Genomic DNA, 16,811 nt, shown 5'->3' on the forward strand with positions numbered 1-16,811 from the left:
AGCGTCCTAGCATCTAGCAGCGTAGCGTCCTAGCATCTAGCAGCGTAGCGTCCTAGCATCTAGCAGCGTAGCGTCCTAGCATCTAGCAGCGTAGCGTCCTTTGACATGAGAGCAGTCTAGTAATTATTTATTCCACGGATTGTTGGGATCAAATGTAGGCTGCGGCTTTTTGTTATTACTGCGCTGTGTCACTGCATCACTGTCATTTGAACGACTCGACGAAGAATATGAATTTGAAGATGATGACGAAGAAGCATATGAACGACTTTGATTATGTTTCATCTGGTCATAATCAGCGGTGGCTTTGGCTTTCATCTCGGCGACTAACTCAACCGTTAGCGGCTGAGGTTTACGCGGTTTTATACCGTCGGCAAAACCGCGTTCACGGGGTTTTAACTCAAACTGGGCTGAGTTGCCTTTTGGCATACGCTTGAAACGGTATAGATAAAAGTTTTCAACACGTTCCCTCGCCCACTCAGTCTTCTTAAGAAACGAAACACACGCGGCCGTGTTCGGATTGGTATTAAAACATTCTAAATGCATCGCGGCGTATAAAATTTTCCAATCATAAAATGCCACTAATTCAGAGATCATCGTTTCTGATTTTAAACCGTGGAGTGGATTATTTTGCTGTAGTTCTATCATGCTATCTCATGACCTCAAAAAGCTGTCTCTATAATATGTCTAGTTTACCGTTAAAATGCGCCATCGTCTTTATGCATCTTGCACATGCCCTAACGCTGAGTTAAATAAAACGCATTATTTTCGCGCGGCAGTTAACAATCGCCTTCTGATTTATTGCTACCAGACTGATAGACTGCTACTACTATTGCTACAAAACTGATATGACAACAAGGCTGAAAGATATCGAGGAAAAATACGTTATGGTTCGTTAACACAAGGTAAAGTAATCTGCCTATTGGTTCAAATAATGCTTTAAAACCAAATAGCGATTAATCAAACCATAGCCGGTTGCGAACGTCAGTTATTGTAACGGCGTTGAATGTTGTCAGCCAAATAAACTCTGACTGACAACCATATTAGCTTATACTCGCGATGTTGACGCTCATTAGATTAACGATTTACATCTACAACCACACGACCGCGAACCTTACCTGCCAATAAGTCACTTGCCACATCAATCGCTTCAGTCAAGCTGATTTCGTGAACAATGTCATCGAAAACGGCAGGGTCAAGGATCTCGCCCAGACGTTGCCATGCCTCAATACGATCGGCTAAAGGTCGCATTACACTGTCGACACCCGCTAACGTCACGCAACGTAAAATAAAAGGTGCTACGCTAGCAGGAAAATCCATACCCTGTGCCAAACCACATGCTGCCACCGTCCCGCCATATTTCATACTGGCACACACATTGGCTAATGTATGACTGCCAACAGAATCAACCGCACCAGCCCAACGCTCTTTGGCCAATGGACGACCCGCTTCAGATAAGGTCGCGCGATCAATAATGTCTTTAGCCCCTAGCTTTTTCAAGTAGTCGCTTTCATCAACACGGCCAGTAGAAGCCACTACGTGATACCCGAGCTTAGCTAAAATAGCGATAGCAAAACTGCCAACACCGCCATTAGCGCCTGTTACTAGCACTTCACCTTTATCTGGGGTTAGGCCATTTTTCTCAAGTGCCATTACACATAACATCGCAGTATAGCCTGCGGTGCCAATCGCCATAGCTTGTTGCGGTGAAAACGCACTTGGCAATGGAATAAGCCATTCACTTTTTAAACGCGCTTTAGTTGCCAAGCCCCCGCAATGATTTTCACCTACGCCAAAACCATTCAATAATACCGTATCGCCAGTGGCAAACTTAGCGCTATCGCTGTGTTCTACTATGCCCACTAAATCTATGCCGGGCACCATAGGAAAGGTTCTCACCACGGGCGCTTTACCGGTAATGGCGAGGGCGTCTTTGTAATTAAGCGTGCTATAAAGCACTTTTACCGTAACATCACCTTCAGGTAGCACACTTTCATCAATGCTTTTCACTGTGGTGCGGTAACCTTGATCATCTTTCTCAATTAACATGCCATTAAACATCATGTGCTCCTAATTTAGACTAGTCGACTATTAATGATTAAAAATTTTATTAACCTCAACTCGACTTTAGAGAAGAGGTCAGTAAGCTAAGGTTATTTAGGTAATGCGGCCATGAAAAGGTCGCAGTAATTATCTAGCGGTGTGGCCTGCTGCACCAACTTTGCTCGACTTACGGCGCCCTCCCAACCTACCCAAAAATTTTCGGCTAAAAGCTGGCAATTTGCACTTTCTGCAAGCTCGCCATGTAGTTGTGCATCCTTAAGACAACGGGCTAGACAGTCTTGCCAGCTAACGAATATCTCAATAATTTGCGGTCTAAAACTGTCGGGTAATACACCCACTTCTTGACCTAAGTTCCCCACCAAACAGCCACGCTTAAATTCATAACGGATCATTCCTGCTTTAGCATCTGCTACAAAATGACGGATCCGTGTTAGGGGTAAATAAGATTCATCTAAAAGGTGAATTTCAAGTTTACGTAAAAAATAGTCGGCATAATTTTGCAATACCACCTGTCCAAAAGCCTCTTTACTGGCAAAGTAATGATAGAAAGAGCCTTTTGGTACGCCCACCTTTTTCAAAATAGGTTCAATACCCGATGAAGCAAAACCTTGCTCTGTTAATTGCTCAAGGCCACTTCGGATAAGCTCTGCCCGCGTATCAGGATTATCGCGGGATATTTTAGGTGGCCGGCCACGACGAGGTTTCTCGGTTGTACTTGTGTGTGGACTCGACATTGAATCTAAGCTTAAATTATTCATAACACCTATATTAGACCGAACGTCTATTAAAATACAGTAGTATTATGAAAAATCGCAACATGACGCTCATTTAGTCACACAAATTTGCACTATTACCGGATTAACATGCACCATTAACTAACGCGCGACCTCACTGAGTCAGCGACTATCTACTGAAACCGCAATCCTGATTCTATAAGGTTAATGCTATACACAAGCGATTTAAAACAATTGACGTTATAAAGGCTTTGAGGGGGCGAGACATGGCCGATAGATCAAATCAACCTAAAAGCTGTAAATCCAATAAATTTGAATTCAAACTATCTTAGTTAGATGGCTTGAGCTCGAATCATTCGTTCTATAATCATCTATACCCGTTTCACTTATGCATTAACAAATAATAAATCCTCGCCTAGCAATATCGTGTCACGCTAGTCCGAAAGAGGTTGTTCGATAGACAAGCTAGATCAACGACTTTAAACGTAACAACATTTAAACCTAAAATTTACTCACTAAATAATTAAAAAACAATTAATATCAATACAATAACTTATAACTATAATTTAATTTTATTCAGAAAAAGCACACACCTATAATCAAACAATCCTTAAGCAGTTGCATCGAGTAACGAGCCGTGATCACTAGCCGTATAGTAAATGTTTCCCATAAATAAATAAGCTGGATCGACACCAAAATTACGCTTCTATTATCTTTCTGTCTGAGATTAGATTGGAAATTTTACCCCAAATGATGTTAATATGATTAGACCACTAACTAGTTTGGTGGTTTTTTATTGCTGAATATAAATTATTTAACAATAAACCGATTAACCAGAACCCAGGAGCTCATTATGCCAACGGACACGTCAAGCGAAGAAAATCTCATTACAACCATTTGGAACACCACAACATTAAAGCTGAAAGAGGCTTCACAGTTATTGTGTTTATGCGCCATATTAAGCACCTATCTCTTTGTCATGTTGAAACCTAATGGGATTCAACATGATAAAGCGTTAGGAGGCAAATAATATATGCATTACCTAACCTATGTCTCATTAGCAATCTATTTTCTCGTAATGCTAAGCATTGGATTGTTTGCATATAAAAAATCAACCAGCGATGTATCGGGTTATATTTTGGGTGGCCGTAAAGTCAGCCCACAAGTTACCGCACTGTCAGCAGGTGCATCCGATATGAGTGGCTGGATGCTAATGGGCTTGCCAGGTGCCATGTTCTTAGTCGGCTTCGAAACCATCTACATTGCGATAGGCCTATTAGCGGGGGCATTGATTAATTATTTGATCGTGGCACCTAAATTACGGGTTTATACCGAAGTTGCGGGTGACTCCCTAACGATTCCTGAATTTTTTGCTAAACGCTTCCACGCACCAAACAGTCATGTGCGGATTATCGCGGCGATTATCATTGTTATCTTCTTTACCTTATATACCTCGGCAGGACTCGTCGCTGGGGGGAAATTATTTGTCTCTGCATTTGATTTAAATTATGAACTCGGACTGGTGGTTACCCTAGGTGTGGTTGTATCTTATACCTTACTCGGTGGTTTTTTAGCCGTCAGCATGACTGACTTTGTTCAAGGCTGTATCATGTTTGTTGCCTTGATTCTGGTACCCGTTGTGGCATATCAAGAGTTTAGCAGTGCTGACAAAATGATGGGCTTTGCTTATGAGTCGATCCCGCATTTCTCTGATGCGATGCAAAATGTCACAATGCTCGGGTTAATTTCCAGTCTGTCTTGGGGCCTAGGTTATTTTGGTCAGCCACATATTATTGTGCGCTTTATGGCTATCCGCTCGGTTTCTGATATCAAAGCAGCACGCAGAATTGGTATGAGTTGGATGACAGTCACCATTATTGGTGCGCTGGCAACAGGTCTAGTGGGTATTGCCTACGCCAATAAATTTGACATGAAAATAGCCGATCCTGAAACTATCTTTATTGTCTTTTCTGAATTGTTGTTCCATCCGCTAATCAGTGGCTTCCTTTTAGCTGCCATTTTAGCTGCCATTATGAGCACGATTTCTTCACAGTTATTAGTGTCGTCAAGTTCTCTGACCGAAGACATTTATCGAGTTATTTCGAAAAAAGAGTCAACTGAGAAAGAAATGGTCAAAATGGGACGTTATGGTGTAGCAGGTGTCGGTATTGTAGCCAGCTTACTGGCGCTCGATCGCTCAAACAGTATCTTATCAATAGTCAGCAATGCATGGGCTGGATTTGGTGCGGCCTTTGGTCCACTGGTATTGTGTTGCCTATATAAAAAGAACCTGACCCATAAAGCGGCTGTCGCGGGTATTTTATCAGGTGCTATTACCGTCCTATTTTGGATATATGCTCCTGTACTTGCAGACGGAAAAGCATTAACTACCGTGATGTACGAAATGATCCCCGGCTTTATTGTCAGCAGTGTAGTGATTTTTATTACCAGTGCACTGGATGCCGACCCTTGCCATAAAACCGTTAAGACTTTTCATAAAGCCAATCGTGTTTTAGCTGAGGAACTGTAAAGATGGAAGATATTCATACTATGTCAACTTCCCATTGGAAACGGATTGTCGTTAAAGTGGGAAGCGCGTTAATTGCACCTAACCAACAAGGCTGTAGCAGTCGATATTTATTAGGTATAGCTCAGTTTATCGCCACCTGTCGTGCTCAAGGATGCCAAGTTGTGTTGGTGTCTTCAGGCTCCGTTGCTGCGGGGAGACATCTATTCTCTGATCTTGCAGAACCAACTGTGTCGCTCAAAAAAGCGATGGCAGCAGCAGGCCAGGCCGATATGATGGCAACTTGGGATAAGTTGTTCGATTTCCCTTCGGCGCAGCTATTACTCACCCACGGTGATTTACGCGATCGTGATCGTTATATCAGTATTAAAAATACCATTGCCACCCTGTTAGAGCATGGACTACTACCCATTATCAACGAAAATGATGCTGCTACCACAGCTAAGTTACGCGTTGGAGACAATGACAATTTATCCGCTATGGTCGCAGCCGCAGCGGATGCCGACGCGTTAATTATCTGCTCAGACGTAAAAGGGCTTTATACCAAAAACCCTAATTTACATGATGATGCCACGCTAATTAAGCAAGTCAGTGAAATCAATGCCGACATCTACGCGATGGCAGGTGGTGCCACCAGCAGTGTGGGTACTGGCGGTATGTTTACCAAAATTGAGGCTGCAGAGAAAGCCATTTCACACGGCATTGAAACTATGATTGTGGATGGCTTTGATGCAGACACATTTAATCAGCTTCTTAAAGGTCAAAACCCGGGCACTTTATTTGAGCCATATGATGTACCAATGAAAGATCTGTTACATTGGATGACGCATACATCTCAAATTTTAGGTGAATTAATTGTCGAAAATGACTTTAGCGCCGACCTTCAAAAACATGATACCCAACTGACCAGTGACGATGTAGTGGCCGTAAGAGGCAACTTTTCCGTCGGCGATACCGTTTTAGTGCGCAAAGGCGATGGCACTAAATTGGCAAAAGCCAAATCAAACTATAGTAGTTGTTTATTACATTTTATTGCAGATAAAGAAGATCGTGAGTTTGCCAACAATGCCCAGCAAAAGACAGGCCCACTGATCTCTGACAAAAACATCGCCATATTGGAGCAAATATGAGTTTAATTAAAGACTTATCACAAGCCGCAGCTAATGCTGCACAAACTCTAGCCCTATTAGATGAGCAAGTTAAAAATACCATTTTACTTGATATGGCCCGAGCACTTAGAGCTCACAGCGACGATATCATCAAAGCTAATTTATTGGATCTTGACCATGCCGCAAAAGCTGAATTAGGCGCGGCAATGATAGACAGACTAACTCTGACATCAGAGCGCATTGAATCAATGGCTGCGGGCATCGAAACGGTAGCGTCGTTACCCGATCCGGTTGGCAGAGTACGTGAAATATGTCAGCGACCAAATGGGCTTAATATTCAAAAAATGCGCGTACCTTTAGGGGTCGTTTGCATGATTTATGAAGCACGCCCAAATGTCACCGCTGATGCAGGCGCGTTATGTTTTAAATCGGGTAATGCCGTGATACTGCGTGGCGGTAAAGAAGCATTACATTCAAGTAAAATCATTGCTTCGATTTTACAGAATGTGTTGCAAGCAAATCAGTTACCACCGGCGCTTATTACCGTGATACCCGATCCGGATCGTGCCTTAATGCTGGAACTAATGCAGCAGCGTGACTTTATTGATGTCATTATTCCACGTGGTGGAGAAGGCTTAATCAACTTTGTTACTGATAACAGTAAAATCCCTGTTATTCAGCACTTTAAAGGCGTTTGTCATCTGTATGTTGATAAAGATGCCGATCTCGATATTGCGATGTCTTTATTGCTCAACGGCAAAACTCAACGCACGGGTGTATGTAATGCCCTAGAGGGATTATTGGTACATCAAGACGTAGCCGCAGCCTTTTTACCGAAAGTGGCAGCCGAGCTTGCCGCACATAAGGTGCGAATTAATGTCAGTAAAAATGCCCAACAATACTTTGAGCATGCCAACGTCATTAGTGATGATGATTTTGGCCAAGAATATTTAGATTTAGAAATTGCGATTCGACAAGTGACTGATTTTGATCATGCCATCAATCATATCCGCCGCTTTGGTAGCCATCATACTGAAGTGATTTGTACCCAAAATGACTCAACGGCTACGCGTTTTCAACGCACTGTGGATGCTTCGGTCGTCATGGTCAATGCGTCATCACGTTTTTCTGATGGTAGCGAACTCGGTCTAGGTGCTGAAATTGGTATTGCGACGAGCAAATTGCATGCCTACGGCCCAATGGGTCTTGAGTCACTCACCACTGAGAAATACTTAGTCAGCGGTGAAGGTCAAGTCCGCGCATAATCAAATAGGTATTACAGACAAAAGGCCAAGCGAAAGCATGGCCTTTTCTTTTTAGAGACACTTTCGGAGTTTATTATCTCTCAACATCAATCATTAGATCCTAATACTTGTATCGCCTTTATCGGTGGCGGCAACATGGCAAAAGCCATTATCAGCGGCCTACTGAAACAAGGTCATAATAGTGCCAATATTTTAGTGTGCGCCCCCAGCCAAACAACCCGACACAACTTAATCGATAAATTCAATGTTAGGGTGCATCAAGATAATACTGCCGCAGTAGCATTTGCCGATGTCATCATTGTTGCCGTTAAGCCTTTTGTAGTACCTGTGGTGTGTGAGCAATTGAGTGAGGTTATGCAACACGATAACCGTAAATTAGTCATCTCGATTGCGGTGGGAATAAAACATGCCACGGTCTGCCAAAAACTAAATCATTCACCCAAAGTCATTTGTGCCATGCCAAACTTGCCGGCCGCCATTGGTGAAGGATTAACAGGTTTATTCGCAGGTCCTAACACCCACGATAATGACATTGCACTCGCAGAAAGTCTGATGCGTGCCGTTGGTGAAACCGTATGGCTACAAGATGAAAGTCAAATGTCTACCATAGTGGCCGCAGCAGGCAGCTCTCCAGCGTATTTATTCTTATTTTTAGAAGCGATGGAAAAAGCCGCCATTAAACAAGGGCTCCCAAAAGAAACCGCCATTAAAGCCGTGCTTCACAGTGCAATGGGAGCGATATCTATGGCGATTAATAGTCAGCATAATTTGACTAACCTTCGCCACCAAGTGACCTCTCCTAAAGGGACAACAGAACAAGCCATATTGGCATTTCAAGATGGTGAGCTTGATGAACTCGTTGCCAGCGCAATGGCATGCGCGGCAACAAGAGCTAAAGAACTGTCTATCGGCTAGTCTCAAAACGCGAAACTGACGTTAACAACACTCTGCTAACAGCAATGCACTGAAGATAGCACTTTACTCATCCTCACAGGCTTAAGATTGGCTCAGTAACTCTTGTTTAATCAGTTTCAGCAGAAAGGTTTCTCGTTCAATCGATAAGCCTTTTTTGCTACTGTTGGCGATAGTCTCAAGGTTGTGCTCAATCGCTTCATCAATATCAATCCATACTGGCATCATGCCGTTATTAATTTCGTGAGCTTCAAATTGGGTCTCAGCCAGTTGATTGTCGATATCACAAGTGAAGCAATAAGACAGCATATTAACCGACGTATGGCCATCTCGCAGCCAGGGACGATATTCTTCATACAAACCAAACGCATTAATATTGCGAATGTCTTGGGCGCCCGTTTCTTCTTGTAACTCGCGAATAAGCCCTTGCTCTATATCCTCACCCGCATCAACCCCACCACCAGGCAATGAATAGTCATGATAACGTTGTGTATATAACATCAGTATCTGGTTTTCACGCACCACAATGGCACGAGTAGCAAGCCGCGTTAGCATCGTTTGTTGATTCGCCGTAATAAAGTCTTCAGGGGTGTCGATATGATAACGAGTGGTTAAATGGCGCATTATATGGGGCTCATCACAATAAAAAACGCATGATACGTTGCCAAACCACATGCTTCAAGTTTACCGTATCGGTTAAATCAATATGAATTTGTGAGCATAAATAAGTCTCTACAATGGCGAGATGGGTTGAAGCAGAAACCATGAGTTTTGCCGCTGAGTGATATCGCGCTATCGGTGACGCTAAATATCAGCAATAGGATGACAACATTTGGCAATACTCATGGATGCCCATTGTTGGCCATATTGTCGACCATCAATATGGTTTTGGATTAGGCTTTTAACCAAAAAAACAACAGATAGATGACCCAAAAAGTCCTATCAGTATAACTAACATACTATGGGTGCCGGTTTTGACATTCAGATGCTCATTCAAGCAAAACCATGAAACGATCATAACCCTGTCATGCCATAATCATGTAATAATCGTATATTTAGGCGGTTATTTTCAATATTTTATCTATTATTAAAAATCAACGAGTAATGGCTTGAATGATATTGTTATCGAGTTTACAAAATTAGTGTTCGCTTAATTCTCCATGGAAGTTGCTTATGATTAGATTTTGGTACAAACAATTCCCTCAATATCCGCCTGATCATTCCGATTACTGGCGCATTCGCTTAATCGAGCATTCATTACTCATTACCACGAGTTACTTTCTCATTCTTACCCTGATCAACCTGTTCTATTTTGAAGGTTATCAATATGCCTTACTCGATGGTTTCGGTTTATTAACCTCATTGGGTATTTACTCCCGCTTTCGCAAAACGGGACATGTTAAAATAACATCATGGGCTGTCACCATCATGGTAGCCAGTTTAATCATGCTGTTTGTGATCTCGACTAAGGGTCACTCCCACTCATTATTTTGGGCAACGCTCATTCCACCTTTTTCGTTTTTTCTTATTGGTCGAAAATGGGGAACGTTTATTTCATGCCTCACATTTAGCGTATGTGCCTTATTAGTTTACCTGCAAACTCAAAACCCTCAGCCAGTGACCTTTGGAACAGGATCTTTATTTAACGTTATTGAGGTGTGTATTGCGCAAATTTTATTATTGCGATATTACGAAAAAACCCGTTTTTCAGCCTATAAAAAGCTCGCGCTACGCAATATAGAAATCCAAAAAATGGCTGAAACAGATAAACTCACCGGACTTTATAACCGTGAAAAGCTCGATGTAGTACTCGATAAACTGCTTACCATCCCTGCCGCAAATACCGACACAGTACATCCACCGCGGAGCGCAGAGGGTAAAACACCGTTGTCACCTGTAGCACACTCATCCGTTATCGATAACGTCACATATAGCAATACCATTCCCCCATTACTCAAGCCGTCATCGTCTCTTCAATACCCTATCTCGGTTGCCATTATCGATATAGATCATTTTAAGCGAATTAATGACAATCACGGTCATCTTGTGGGTGACCACGTATTGTATGAACTCGCACAATTACTACAAAGCCAAATGCGTAATGACGACCTATTAGTCCGTTGGGGTGGTGAAGAGTTTGTGGTGGTATTACCTAACACAACATCGACCGATGCCATCGAATTAACCGAAAGGTTACGCCGCTATATTGCTACACAGAACATTCAAGGTATGGCGCTTACTATCAGTGTAGGTGTAGCCCAATATACTATTAAAGACAGTGCCTACAGCCTGTTGGGTCGTGCAGACAAAGCCTTATATCTGGCAAAAGCACAAGGACGAAACCGCGTTGCAGTCGCCTAAAAAAAGCCACAGTAGAATCTAATATCTTACTGTGGCATACCATCTGCTTGGCTTTATCGCCAAGCCTACTCAAGGCGTTCGTTGTCAGGTGTCAAGCGAGCATAATGTTTACCATTGATGCGCTCAATAATTTGGGTTGCAGTTAAGTCATGCACCACATTAATCACCGTTGAAGCCGCATCTGTAATGGCCCCAATCACCACTAAAATAGGAATAACCTCCATGGGTAATCCTAAGGTCGTGACAATAAATATTTCACCTAGAAATGCCCCGCCTGGCACCCCACCAATGACAAACGCTGATAATACTGAAATCAAAATCGTCAACATAAACACATCGGTAGTGAAATCGAGTCCTAATAAAGAATAAATAAACACGATTTTTAATGCCGTAATCGCAGCTGCGCCGCCCTTATTAAGATTGACTAATAATGGCAAGCTAATCTCTGCAATTTGTTCGTTCAACCCCATCTTAGCGGCACTGCGAATGGTAACGGGTAAGGTTGCTAACGATGAACTGGTACCTAATGCGGTCACGGCTGGTTCAAGCATATGTTGCCAGAATCGTCTCACGCCTTGCACACCACCACCAATCCACGCATATAACGTCGATCCTAGTGTAAGGTAAAGCGCCATTGCCACAAAAAATAGTCCGACAGCTCGAGCAAATGTGCCCATCAGTTCAGTGTCTTGACTGGCCATCGTCGCGGCAAAATATGCCCCAAGACCAATAGGCGCGGCATGCATTAATATCGAAATGACTTTCATAATCACGGTATTTAAACTGTCTAGCATGCGCCCGACTCTCACGCCATCTTCACCAGATTGGCCAATCGCAACACCGCCAATAACCGACATAATAATCAGCGCTAAAATGTTTGATTTAGATAACAGCCCGACAAAATCATTGGTGGTTAATAAGCTGACAAAATCCATACTACCTGATGCCGCATCGACAGTATTAGCTAGATCGAGTGTTACTCCTTGTGCAGGATCGTAAGCTAATGCCAGCAACACCACACCGACAGAGGGGATGATCGCCATCACAATCGACACCGCCATAATCGATACCAGTATGGCGCCTAATTTCTTTAAATCGGTCATGTGGGCAATGGACGACATTACACTCACCGCGACCAGAGGCACAATAATCATAAACAAAAGATTCAGAAATATTTGCCCTATCGGTTTGAGCTTTATGGCCAGTTCTGGCACTAACCCACCCAATAGCCCACCAAGCAACAAAGCACTGAGCAATATAATTGACGAACGATAAGCACGTAGGCTTTTGAACATAATGGATCCTAAGGACAATTAAACAAAACAACAAATGGTCAGCAGACTTGACCCAATGAACGCTTGATGCATTAACAATCCACAGGGTAATGTCGAAAGTAAAGTAAACTTATCATGCAGTTAACCTGTATTATTGCCGACAAATGTAACATCTCTATATTAACGTTAATGCTAAAATATGGCACAAAACCAATACGATACCAACTACAACGGTATTTTAGCAATGGTTAATATTACGTGTGCCACTCAGCACCTTATAAGCTTGTTAATTCAAGGCTTATCCATACACTTTTTTGTTGTACCTACTCAGGATAATGTTGTTAGTGTGAATGGGGATTAACTATTTAACAGCGTTTGAATTGCAATCATTAACGCTTCAGGGCACAGACAAAAATCTGCTTGGCCAACGGACTGCGATGATCATTAACACCACATCCAAACACAGATATAGCTCGTAATAGTGCAAGATGCCAGTCAAGCACCACACAGTGGTGTATCAATAGGTGCGATGTTGAGTCAGCGCGATATAAATAAGCTAGCTATTAAATCAGTGCCTTATGAAAAAAATGTCCCATAGAATCAACATATTATGCAATAAGGTCTTTGTTAAGTCAGAGTAGATCATCGATGTGATGTGCAATACCACTGTTGTCAGCGGTTTTTAGGCAGTATATCAGAGGAATAAAATAGCGGTCGTCATATACAACGACTCAGGGAGCTTGCTCACTGGCAAGCTTCCCAAAGCGGTACTACATGACGATATAGATTGGCCAACCAAGAAGACCAATTAAGCCTTCCTTGTATTCAAATCGCTCTAATCGTTCAGGAGAGGCATTTTGAGCCGCCAATTCTTGATAACTACGAGAGAAATTAAGAGTGCGTAACAGCGCAGAATTAAAGTTCTTACCTAGATCCAGACGGATAGCAGCAGCAAGTTCATTAGGTAATTCAGCAAACGCCGCTTTGGTTTGATGCTCGATAAATTCGAGGCTAAACCATTGCGGCTGAAGTTCTACACGAGTCATACGTCGTTTAAGATCTGGGCGCACTTTTTTACCATCGAAAAATATCCGATACAACACAGCTTCAGCCAAGGTACTTTCTAGGTTGATATAATCCATTGGATCAAAAGTGCCAGCAATGTAAAACTGCGCCAACAAGGCATTAATCGATTGTTGGCGATTATGCTCAGTTAAGGCTTGTTGGTAATAAACCCAACCTTGCCATTCATCACAATCGGGAGGGCTCGATACTTGATCAAGCAAAATTTTATCCACGTTGCCATAAATCGATTTACCATGAAGCCGGTATTGGCTGACTTTAGTCAGCATGCCCCAGCCCTTCTGGAATGACTTAACCACGCCGTCATCATTGAGCAGCAAGGCTATAGCATTAGCATGATTTTGGTCCGATAACGCCATCAAGCCAATGCTGACAATACCAATCACATCCTGCGCTGCTTCTTCAAGCAAATGCATTTTATACTTGTTATAGAACTTATCAGCGAACTTAAGGCTCATCAAAATGGCTTTGGCTTTGATCTGTCCCAGCTGCTCATTACTGAGCAAGCCCTCGGTTAGGCCATAAGCCAACACCCGACTCAGATAGGGACCCTGATTTTCGTCACGTATTACCAATTGCATTTGCAGAACCCTTAATCAAGAAAGCTAAACATGTCATCAACTTCAGCATACTCGTCGGTGACTTGGTTCTTTTCTTTCGCCTGGATCACTAATTCGCTAGCAAACTGACTGATAATTAACTGCCAGTCAGAGCCGGTGTTGCGCAGCATATTCTTAATCGACTTCTCAACATTAGGCGCCCTTTCGCGGATCAACGCCAATAGACTACGAGGATCATCAATGCTGAGACTGTGAGCCTCTTCATCGGCTTGCCAATCAGAGTAACCCACCGTTTCTTCATCCGCTTCATCATCATAAGTGTCGTTGCTCTCATCGTCATCGCCACTGGTTCCGCCTAAGATAAGCTCGATAAAAGGAATAGAGAGATAAAACAGTGCAGCGGGATCTTCAGCTAAACACTCTAATATGGCAGTTTGTTTCTCTTCGCTGTCCTGAATTCGGATAAGATAAGTCATAAAATCAAAAGTATGATGCATTAACTCTTCGGCATTACTTTTGATTTTCTCTTCCCAGTAAAGCGGCTGCTGGCAGACGATGTCACGGATCTGTTCTGGGGTCATTAACTCAGACATAATCGATGGACACGAAATATCATGCTGACTGTTTATTTGTGTCAAGGTGACAATATCCATTTGCTCAATCACTTCGACCAACTGATCATCAGACATTGACGTCGCGATCAACTCAAATCTCTTGCTTGCCTGTTTCGGCTCAACATTCGCCAGTTCTTGTATTTCCGCGGCTGTTATTTCAATGAGACTGTTCATTCGATTTCCTCATCATATTGGTCATAATAACCTTCTTCATCGCTATCATAATCAGTGTCGTAATCGTCGTTATCATCACGCTCGTGCTCATGGACACCATCATGCTCATTGGAATCATCATCCGCAGCCGTTTGCTTCGGCTCAGATTGTCCCTGAGTCTCTAACAAATACACCACGGCACAACTTTCAATTAACAGATCTTCGCTGTATTTACGTACCGCGAGCGCCAAAGGCAGATCGGCGTTGTTAAACGCGATCGTGGTTTTAAATTCATCCCAACTAGGATGAATATTCAAGCTAATCCAGTGTGCCCATTGGCGCTTTGATTCAGCAGAGAACTTGACCCTGTCATAAAGCGCAACGGGTAAATACTCAGGGACTGAATCTAGCATCCCAGGATCGGCCAACAATATCTCTCTGATTTGGCTAGTAAATCGTGCCAGCGCATTTGGCGTATCAGGGTCGTTGTAAGATTCTATATTGTCATTGGCATTATTTTTTAGCTCATTAATGCGTGAGATATTAAGATGTTTAGCCATGGGATACTCAGGAATAATATTCGTCCCACAACTCCCGCATTGCGGCAGTGGGATCAGTGACAATCACGTTGTTAAAATCATTGATAAAAGCATTTCTCAGCTTTTTATCTGATAGCACTTCGTAAGCTTTTTTGACTCGTTGGAGCTGAATTGATGCTTGCTGTTTTTCATCGTCAGACGCCCCAAGTAATTTGTCAGGATGATACTTGTTCGATAAACGTTTATAGGCTTTTTTTATGTCATCTTCTTTGGCATTGGGTCTGACTCCCAGTACACTAAAGTGGTTAATCATAGTTATTCCTGCAGGCGATGGGGCAGTGATTGCGAGATAAAAAAGTCTGTAAATAAATAATTTTTTAGCCCGCTATTATATCAACATTCACAGGCTTGCAGCAAACATAAACCAAGGTTAAGTTTCAACTATTTGAGCGACCCACAATCACAAAAAGACTTACCATTACCTTGTGCTAACTCCAACCATGCTGATATCCCCCCTAAGCTTGATGATGTTTGAGCTAAAAAACGTCATCCGCTCTACGTTTGCTAACGGGGCACAGCAATAAACTGAAGTCGAGGGCCGCTATTGACACAAGTTAACGAATATCAATCAAACTTACAAACTCGCGCATCGCAGGCGACACACTGTATTTACGGGTAATAAACACGGTATGCCCAGATTGAATACCTTGCAGTGGCCGATAACCTGATAAGGACAATATGTGCGGAATACATCGAGGCCAGAAGTCTTGAACTTCATATAAAGACCGTATATATGACAGCAATCCTGTCCCTGTTATCGATGAGTGATACCTTGCAATACGGGAGGAGACCATATGTGAATTCGGGTTAAGTATTAACAATACTCATACGATGTAGCCCTCGCGCAGTTAGCGCTGGGCAACTAAATCGGCCAAAACTTGTTTATACGCTTCAACTGGATGCGCGCCAGTTAATGCACTCGATTGATTAAAAATAACCGTAGGTACGCCCGAAATGCCGAGTTGTTGCCAATGGGCCTCTTTAGCTCGAACCTGTTCTGCCACTGCAGCGTTATCAAGTAAACTCATGGCTTCTGCGGCATTAATCCCCACAGCAATGAGCTCTGCTGTGAGTATTTCACGGTTTGAAATATCTTTATGTTCGCTAAAAAAGGCGCTGAATAAACGCAGTTTAAGCTCAGTTTGCTTACCGACCTCTTTCGCGTATTCCAACAACACATGCGCGTCTAAAGTGTTAACCATTTTCATCTGTTCAAAATAGTCAAAAAGAAAGCCATGTTCAGCCCCTTGTTGAGTAATATTTACCCGTGCACGAACGCTACCTTCTGGTGTGGTAGCGTATTTTCTGGCTGAATGCTCACGCAGATTTTCACCTTCAGCAGGCATGTTTGGGTTAAGTTCAAATGGTTGCCACTCAATCTCAACTTGATCTTGCAGCCCAAGTTCATTTATCGCCGCTTCTAAGTGTTTATAACCGACGATGCACCAAGGGCACACTACATCTGAAATAATATCGAGCTTAATCTTTGCTGTCATTTGGTTGTCCTCATCTCTTCAAGTACGCTTTTTTGCTCTAACGTGATAAAAAAATACCAATGC

General features: G+C 42.7%; 16 protein-coding genes. 5 read left to right on the top strand and 11 right to left on the bottom strand.

Features of this window, described 5'->3' with window-relative positions:
• Positions 1–123: 123 nt before the first annotated feature.
• From AAEZ00_RS02635 to acuR, 3 genes are all read right to left on the bottom strand, one after another.
• The gene (locus AAEZ00_RS02635; RefSeq protein ID WP_124013831.1) at positions 124–645 is read right to left on the bottom strand and encodes a VF530 family protein; all 522 of its coding nucleotides are present in this window, start codon (positions 643–645) and stop codon (positions 124–126) included.
• Between the two features lie 429 nt (positions 646–1,074).
• A complete protein-coding gene (acuI, locus tag AAEZ00_RS02640) occupies positions 1,075–2,058 on the bottom strand; it encodes an acrylyl-CoA reductase (NADPH) (protein WP_124013844.1) in 984 nt (327 codons plus the stop codon).
• A 92-nt stretch (positions 2,059–2,150) separates the two neighbouring features.
• Positions 2,151–2,819: an acrylate utilization transcriptional regulator AcuR gene (gene acuR / locus AAEZ00_RS02645; RefSeq protein ID WP_124013830.1), complete on the bottom strand. Its 669-nt coding sequence runs from the start codon at positions 2,817–2,819 to the stop codon at positions 2,151–2,153.
• A 1,009-nt stretch (positions 2,820–3,828) separates the two neighbouring features.
• Here acuR and putP point away from each other — a divergent pair.
• From putP to proC, 4 genes are all read left to right on the top strand, one after another.
• Positions 3,829–5,325 (top strand): sodium/proline symporter PutP, encoded by a 1,497-nt coding sequence (putP, locus tag AAEZ00_RS02650; protein WP_124013829.1) that lies wholly within the window; start codon positions 3,829–3,831, stop codon positions 5,323–5,325.
• Positions 5,326–5,345: 20 nt separating this feature from the next.
• On the top strand, positions 5,346–6,452 hold the full coding sequence (proB, locus tag AAEZ00_RS02655; RefSeq protein WP_124013843.1) for a glutamate 5-kinase: 1,107 nt from the start codon (positions 5,346–5,348) through the stop codon (positions 6,450–6,452).
• Positions 6,449–7,696: a glutamate-5-semialdehyde dehydrogenase gene (locus AAEZ00_RS02660; RefSeq protein WP_335687361.1), complete on the top strand. Its 1,248-nt coding sequence runs from the start codon at positions 6,449–6,451 to the stop codon at positions 7,694–7,696. Before proB ends, AAEZ00_RS02660 begins: the two co-directional genes overlap by 4 nt.
• 75 nt (positions 7,697–7,771) lie before the next feature.
• Entirely contained in the window at positions 7,772–8,611 is an 840-nt protein-coding gene (gene proC / locus AAEZ00_RS02665) for a pyrroline-5-carboxylate reductase (protein ID WP_267898637.1), read from the top strand.
• Positions 8,612–8,692: 81 nt separating this feature from the next.
• Here proC and AAEZ00_RS02670 read toward each other — a convergent pair whose 3' ends face one another.
• Positions 8,693–9,232: an NUDIX hydrolase gene (locus AAEZ00_RS02670; RefSeq protein ID WP_351088301.1), complete on the bottom strand. Its 540-nt coding sequence runs from the start codon at positions 9,230–9,232 to the stop codon at positions 8,693–8,695.
• A gap of 549 nt (positions 9,233–9,781) precedes the next feature.
• Between AAEZ00_RS02670 and AAEZ00_RS02675 the strand changes: the two genes are divergently transcribed.
• Positions 9,782–10,969, top strand: coding sequence for a GGDEF domain-containing protein (locus tag AAEZ00_RS02675; RefSeq protein WP_124013825.1), 1,188 nt, complete (start codon positions 9,782–9,784; stop codon positions 10,967–10,969).
• 65 nt (positions 10,970–11,034) lie between these two features.
• Here the strand turns inward: AAEZ00_RS02675 and AAEZ00_RS02680 are convergent, their stop codons facing one another.
• From AAEZ00_RS02680 to AAEZ00_RS02710, 7 genes are all read right to left on the bottom strand, one after another.
• Positions 11,035–12,264 (bottom strand): dicarboxylate/amino acid:cation symporter, encoded by a 1,230-nt coding sequence (locus AAEZ00_RS02680; RefSeq protein ID WP_351088302.1) that lies wholly within the window; start codon positions 12,262–12,264, stop codon positions 11,035–11,037.
• 749 nt (positions 12,265–13,013) lie between these two features.
• Positions 13,014–13,907 carry a cold adaptation protein AtcC gene (atcC, locus tag AAEZ00_RS02685; RefSeq protein ID WP_124013823.1) on the bottom strand — a complete coding sequence of 298 codons (894 nt, stop codon included), beginning with the start codon at positions 13,905–13,907 and terminating at the stop codon, positions 13,014–13,016.
• A gap of 11 nt (positions 13,908–13,918) precedes the next feature.
• Entirely contained in the window at positions 13,919–14,674 is a 756-nt protein-coding gene (atcB, locus tag AAEZ00_RS02690; protein WP_101032729.1) for a cold adaptation protein AtcB, read from the bottom strand.
• The gene (gene atcA / locus AAEZ00_RS02695; RefSeq protein WP_101032730.1) at positions 14,671–15,213 is read right to left on the bottom strand and encodes a cold adaptation protein AtcA; all 543 of its coding nucleotides are present in this window, start codon (positions 15,211–15,213) and stop codon (positions 14,671–14,673) included. The genes atcB and atcA overlap by 4 nt, the downstream gene beginning before the upstream one ends.
• Positions 15,214–15,220: 7 nt before the next feature.
• A complete protein-coding gene (gene atcJ, locus AAEZ00_RS02700; protein ID WP_101032731.1) occupies positions 15,221–15,505 on the bottom strand; it encodes a cold adaptation protein ActJcold adaptation protein ActJ in 285 nt (94 codons plus the stop codon).
• 301 nt (positions 15,506–15,806) lie between these two features.
• Entirely contained in the window at positions 15,807–15,995 is a 189-nt protein-coding gene (locus AAEZ00_RS02705; protein ID WP_206191872.1) for a hypothetical protein, read from the bottom strand.
• Between the two features lie 105 nt (positions 15,996–16,100).
• Positions 16,101–16,748, bottom strand: coding sequence for a DsbA family oxidoreductase (locus tag AAEZ00_RS02710; RefSeq protein WP_124013822.1), 648 nt, complete (start codon positions 16,746–16,748; stop codon positions 16,101–16,103).
• Between the last annotated feature and the right edge of the window lie 63 nt (positions 16,749–16,811).

This window comes from Shewanella sp. S1-49-MNA-CIBAN-0167 (assembly GCF_040310145.1).
GTDB classification, from domain to species: Bacteria; Pseudomonadota; Gammaproteobacteria; order Enterobacterales; family Shewanellaceae; genus Shewanella; species Shewanella psychromarinicola.

What these genes read in the sequence shown, in the direction of transcription:
- putP (WP_124013829.1), top strand. Translation starts at nt 3,829, where the DNA reads ATGCATTACCTAACCTATGTCTCATTAGCAATCTATTTTCTCGTAATG.
- AAEZ00_RS02635 (WP_124013831.1), bottom strand. Translation starts at nt 645, where the DNA reads ATGATAGAACTACAGCAAAATAATCCACTCCACGGTTTAAAATCAGAA.
- atcC (WP_124013823.1), bottom strand. Translation starts at nt 13,907, where the DNA reads ATGCAATTGGTAATACGTGACGAAAATCAGGGTCCCTATCTGAGTCGG.
- AAEZ00_RS02675 (WP_124013825.1), top strand. Translation starts at nt 9,782, where the DNA reads ATGATTAGATTTTGGTACAAACAATTCCCTCAATATCCGCCTGATCAT.
- atcJ (WP_101032731.1), bottom strand. Translation starts at nt 15,505, where the DNA reads ATGATTAACCACTTTAGTGTACTGGGAGTCAGACCCAATGCCAAAGAA.
- AAEZ00_RS02680 (WP_351088302.1), bottom strand. Translation starts at nt 12,264, where the DNA reads ATGTTCAAAAGCCTACGTGCTTATCGTTCGTCAATTATATTGCTCAGT.
- acuI (WP_124013844.1), bottom strand. Translation starts at nt 2,058, where the DNA reads ATGTTTAATGGCATGTTAATTGAGAAAGATGATCAAGGTTACCGCACC.
- AAEZ00_RS02670 (WP_351088301.1), bottom strand. Translation starts at nt 9,232, where the DNA reads ATGCGCCATTTAACCACTCGTTATCATATCGACACCCCTGAAGACTTT.
- acuR (WP_124013830.1), bottom strand. Translation starts at nt 2,819, where the DNA reads ATGAATAATTTAAGCTTAGATTCAATGTCGAGTCCACACACAAGTACA.
- atcB (WP_101032729.1), bottom strand. Translation starts at nt 14,674, where the DNA reads ATGAACAGTCTCATTGAAATAACAGCCGCGGAAATACAAGAACTGGCG.
- proB (WP_124013843.1), top strand. Translation starts at nt 5,346, where the DNA reads ATGTCAACTTCCCATTGGAAACGGATTGTCGTTAAAGTGGGAAGCGCG.
- AAEZ00_RS02710 (WP_124013822.1), bottom strand. Translation starts at nt 16,748, where the DNA reads ATGACAGCAAAGATTAAGCTCGATATTATTTCAGATGTAGTGTGCCCT.
- atcA (WP_101032730.1), bottom strand. Translation starts at nt 15,213, where the DNA reads ATGGCTAAACATCTTAATATCTCACGCATTAATGAGCTAAAAAATAAT.
- AAEZ00_RS02660 (WP_335687361.1), top strand. Translation starts at nt 6,449, where the DNA reads ATGAGTTTAATTAAAGACTTATCACAAGCCGCAGCTAATGCTGCACAA.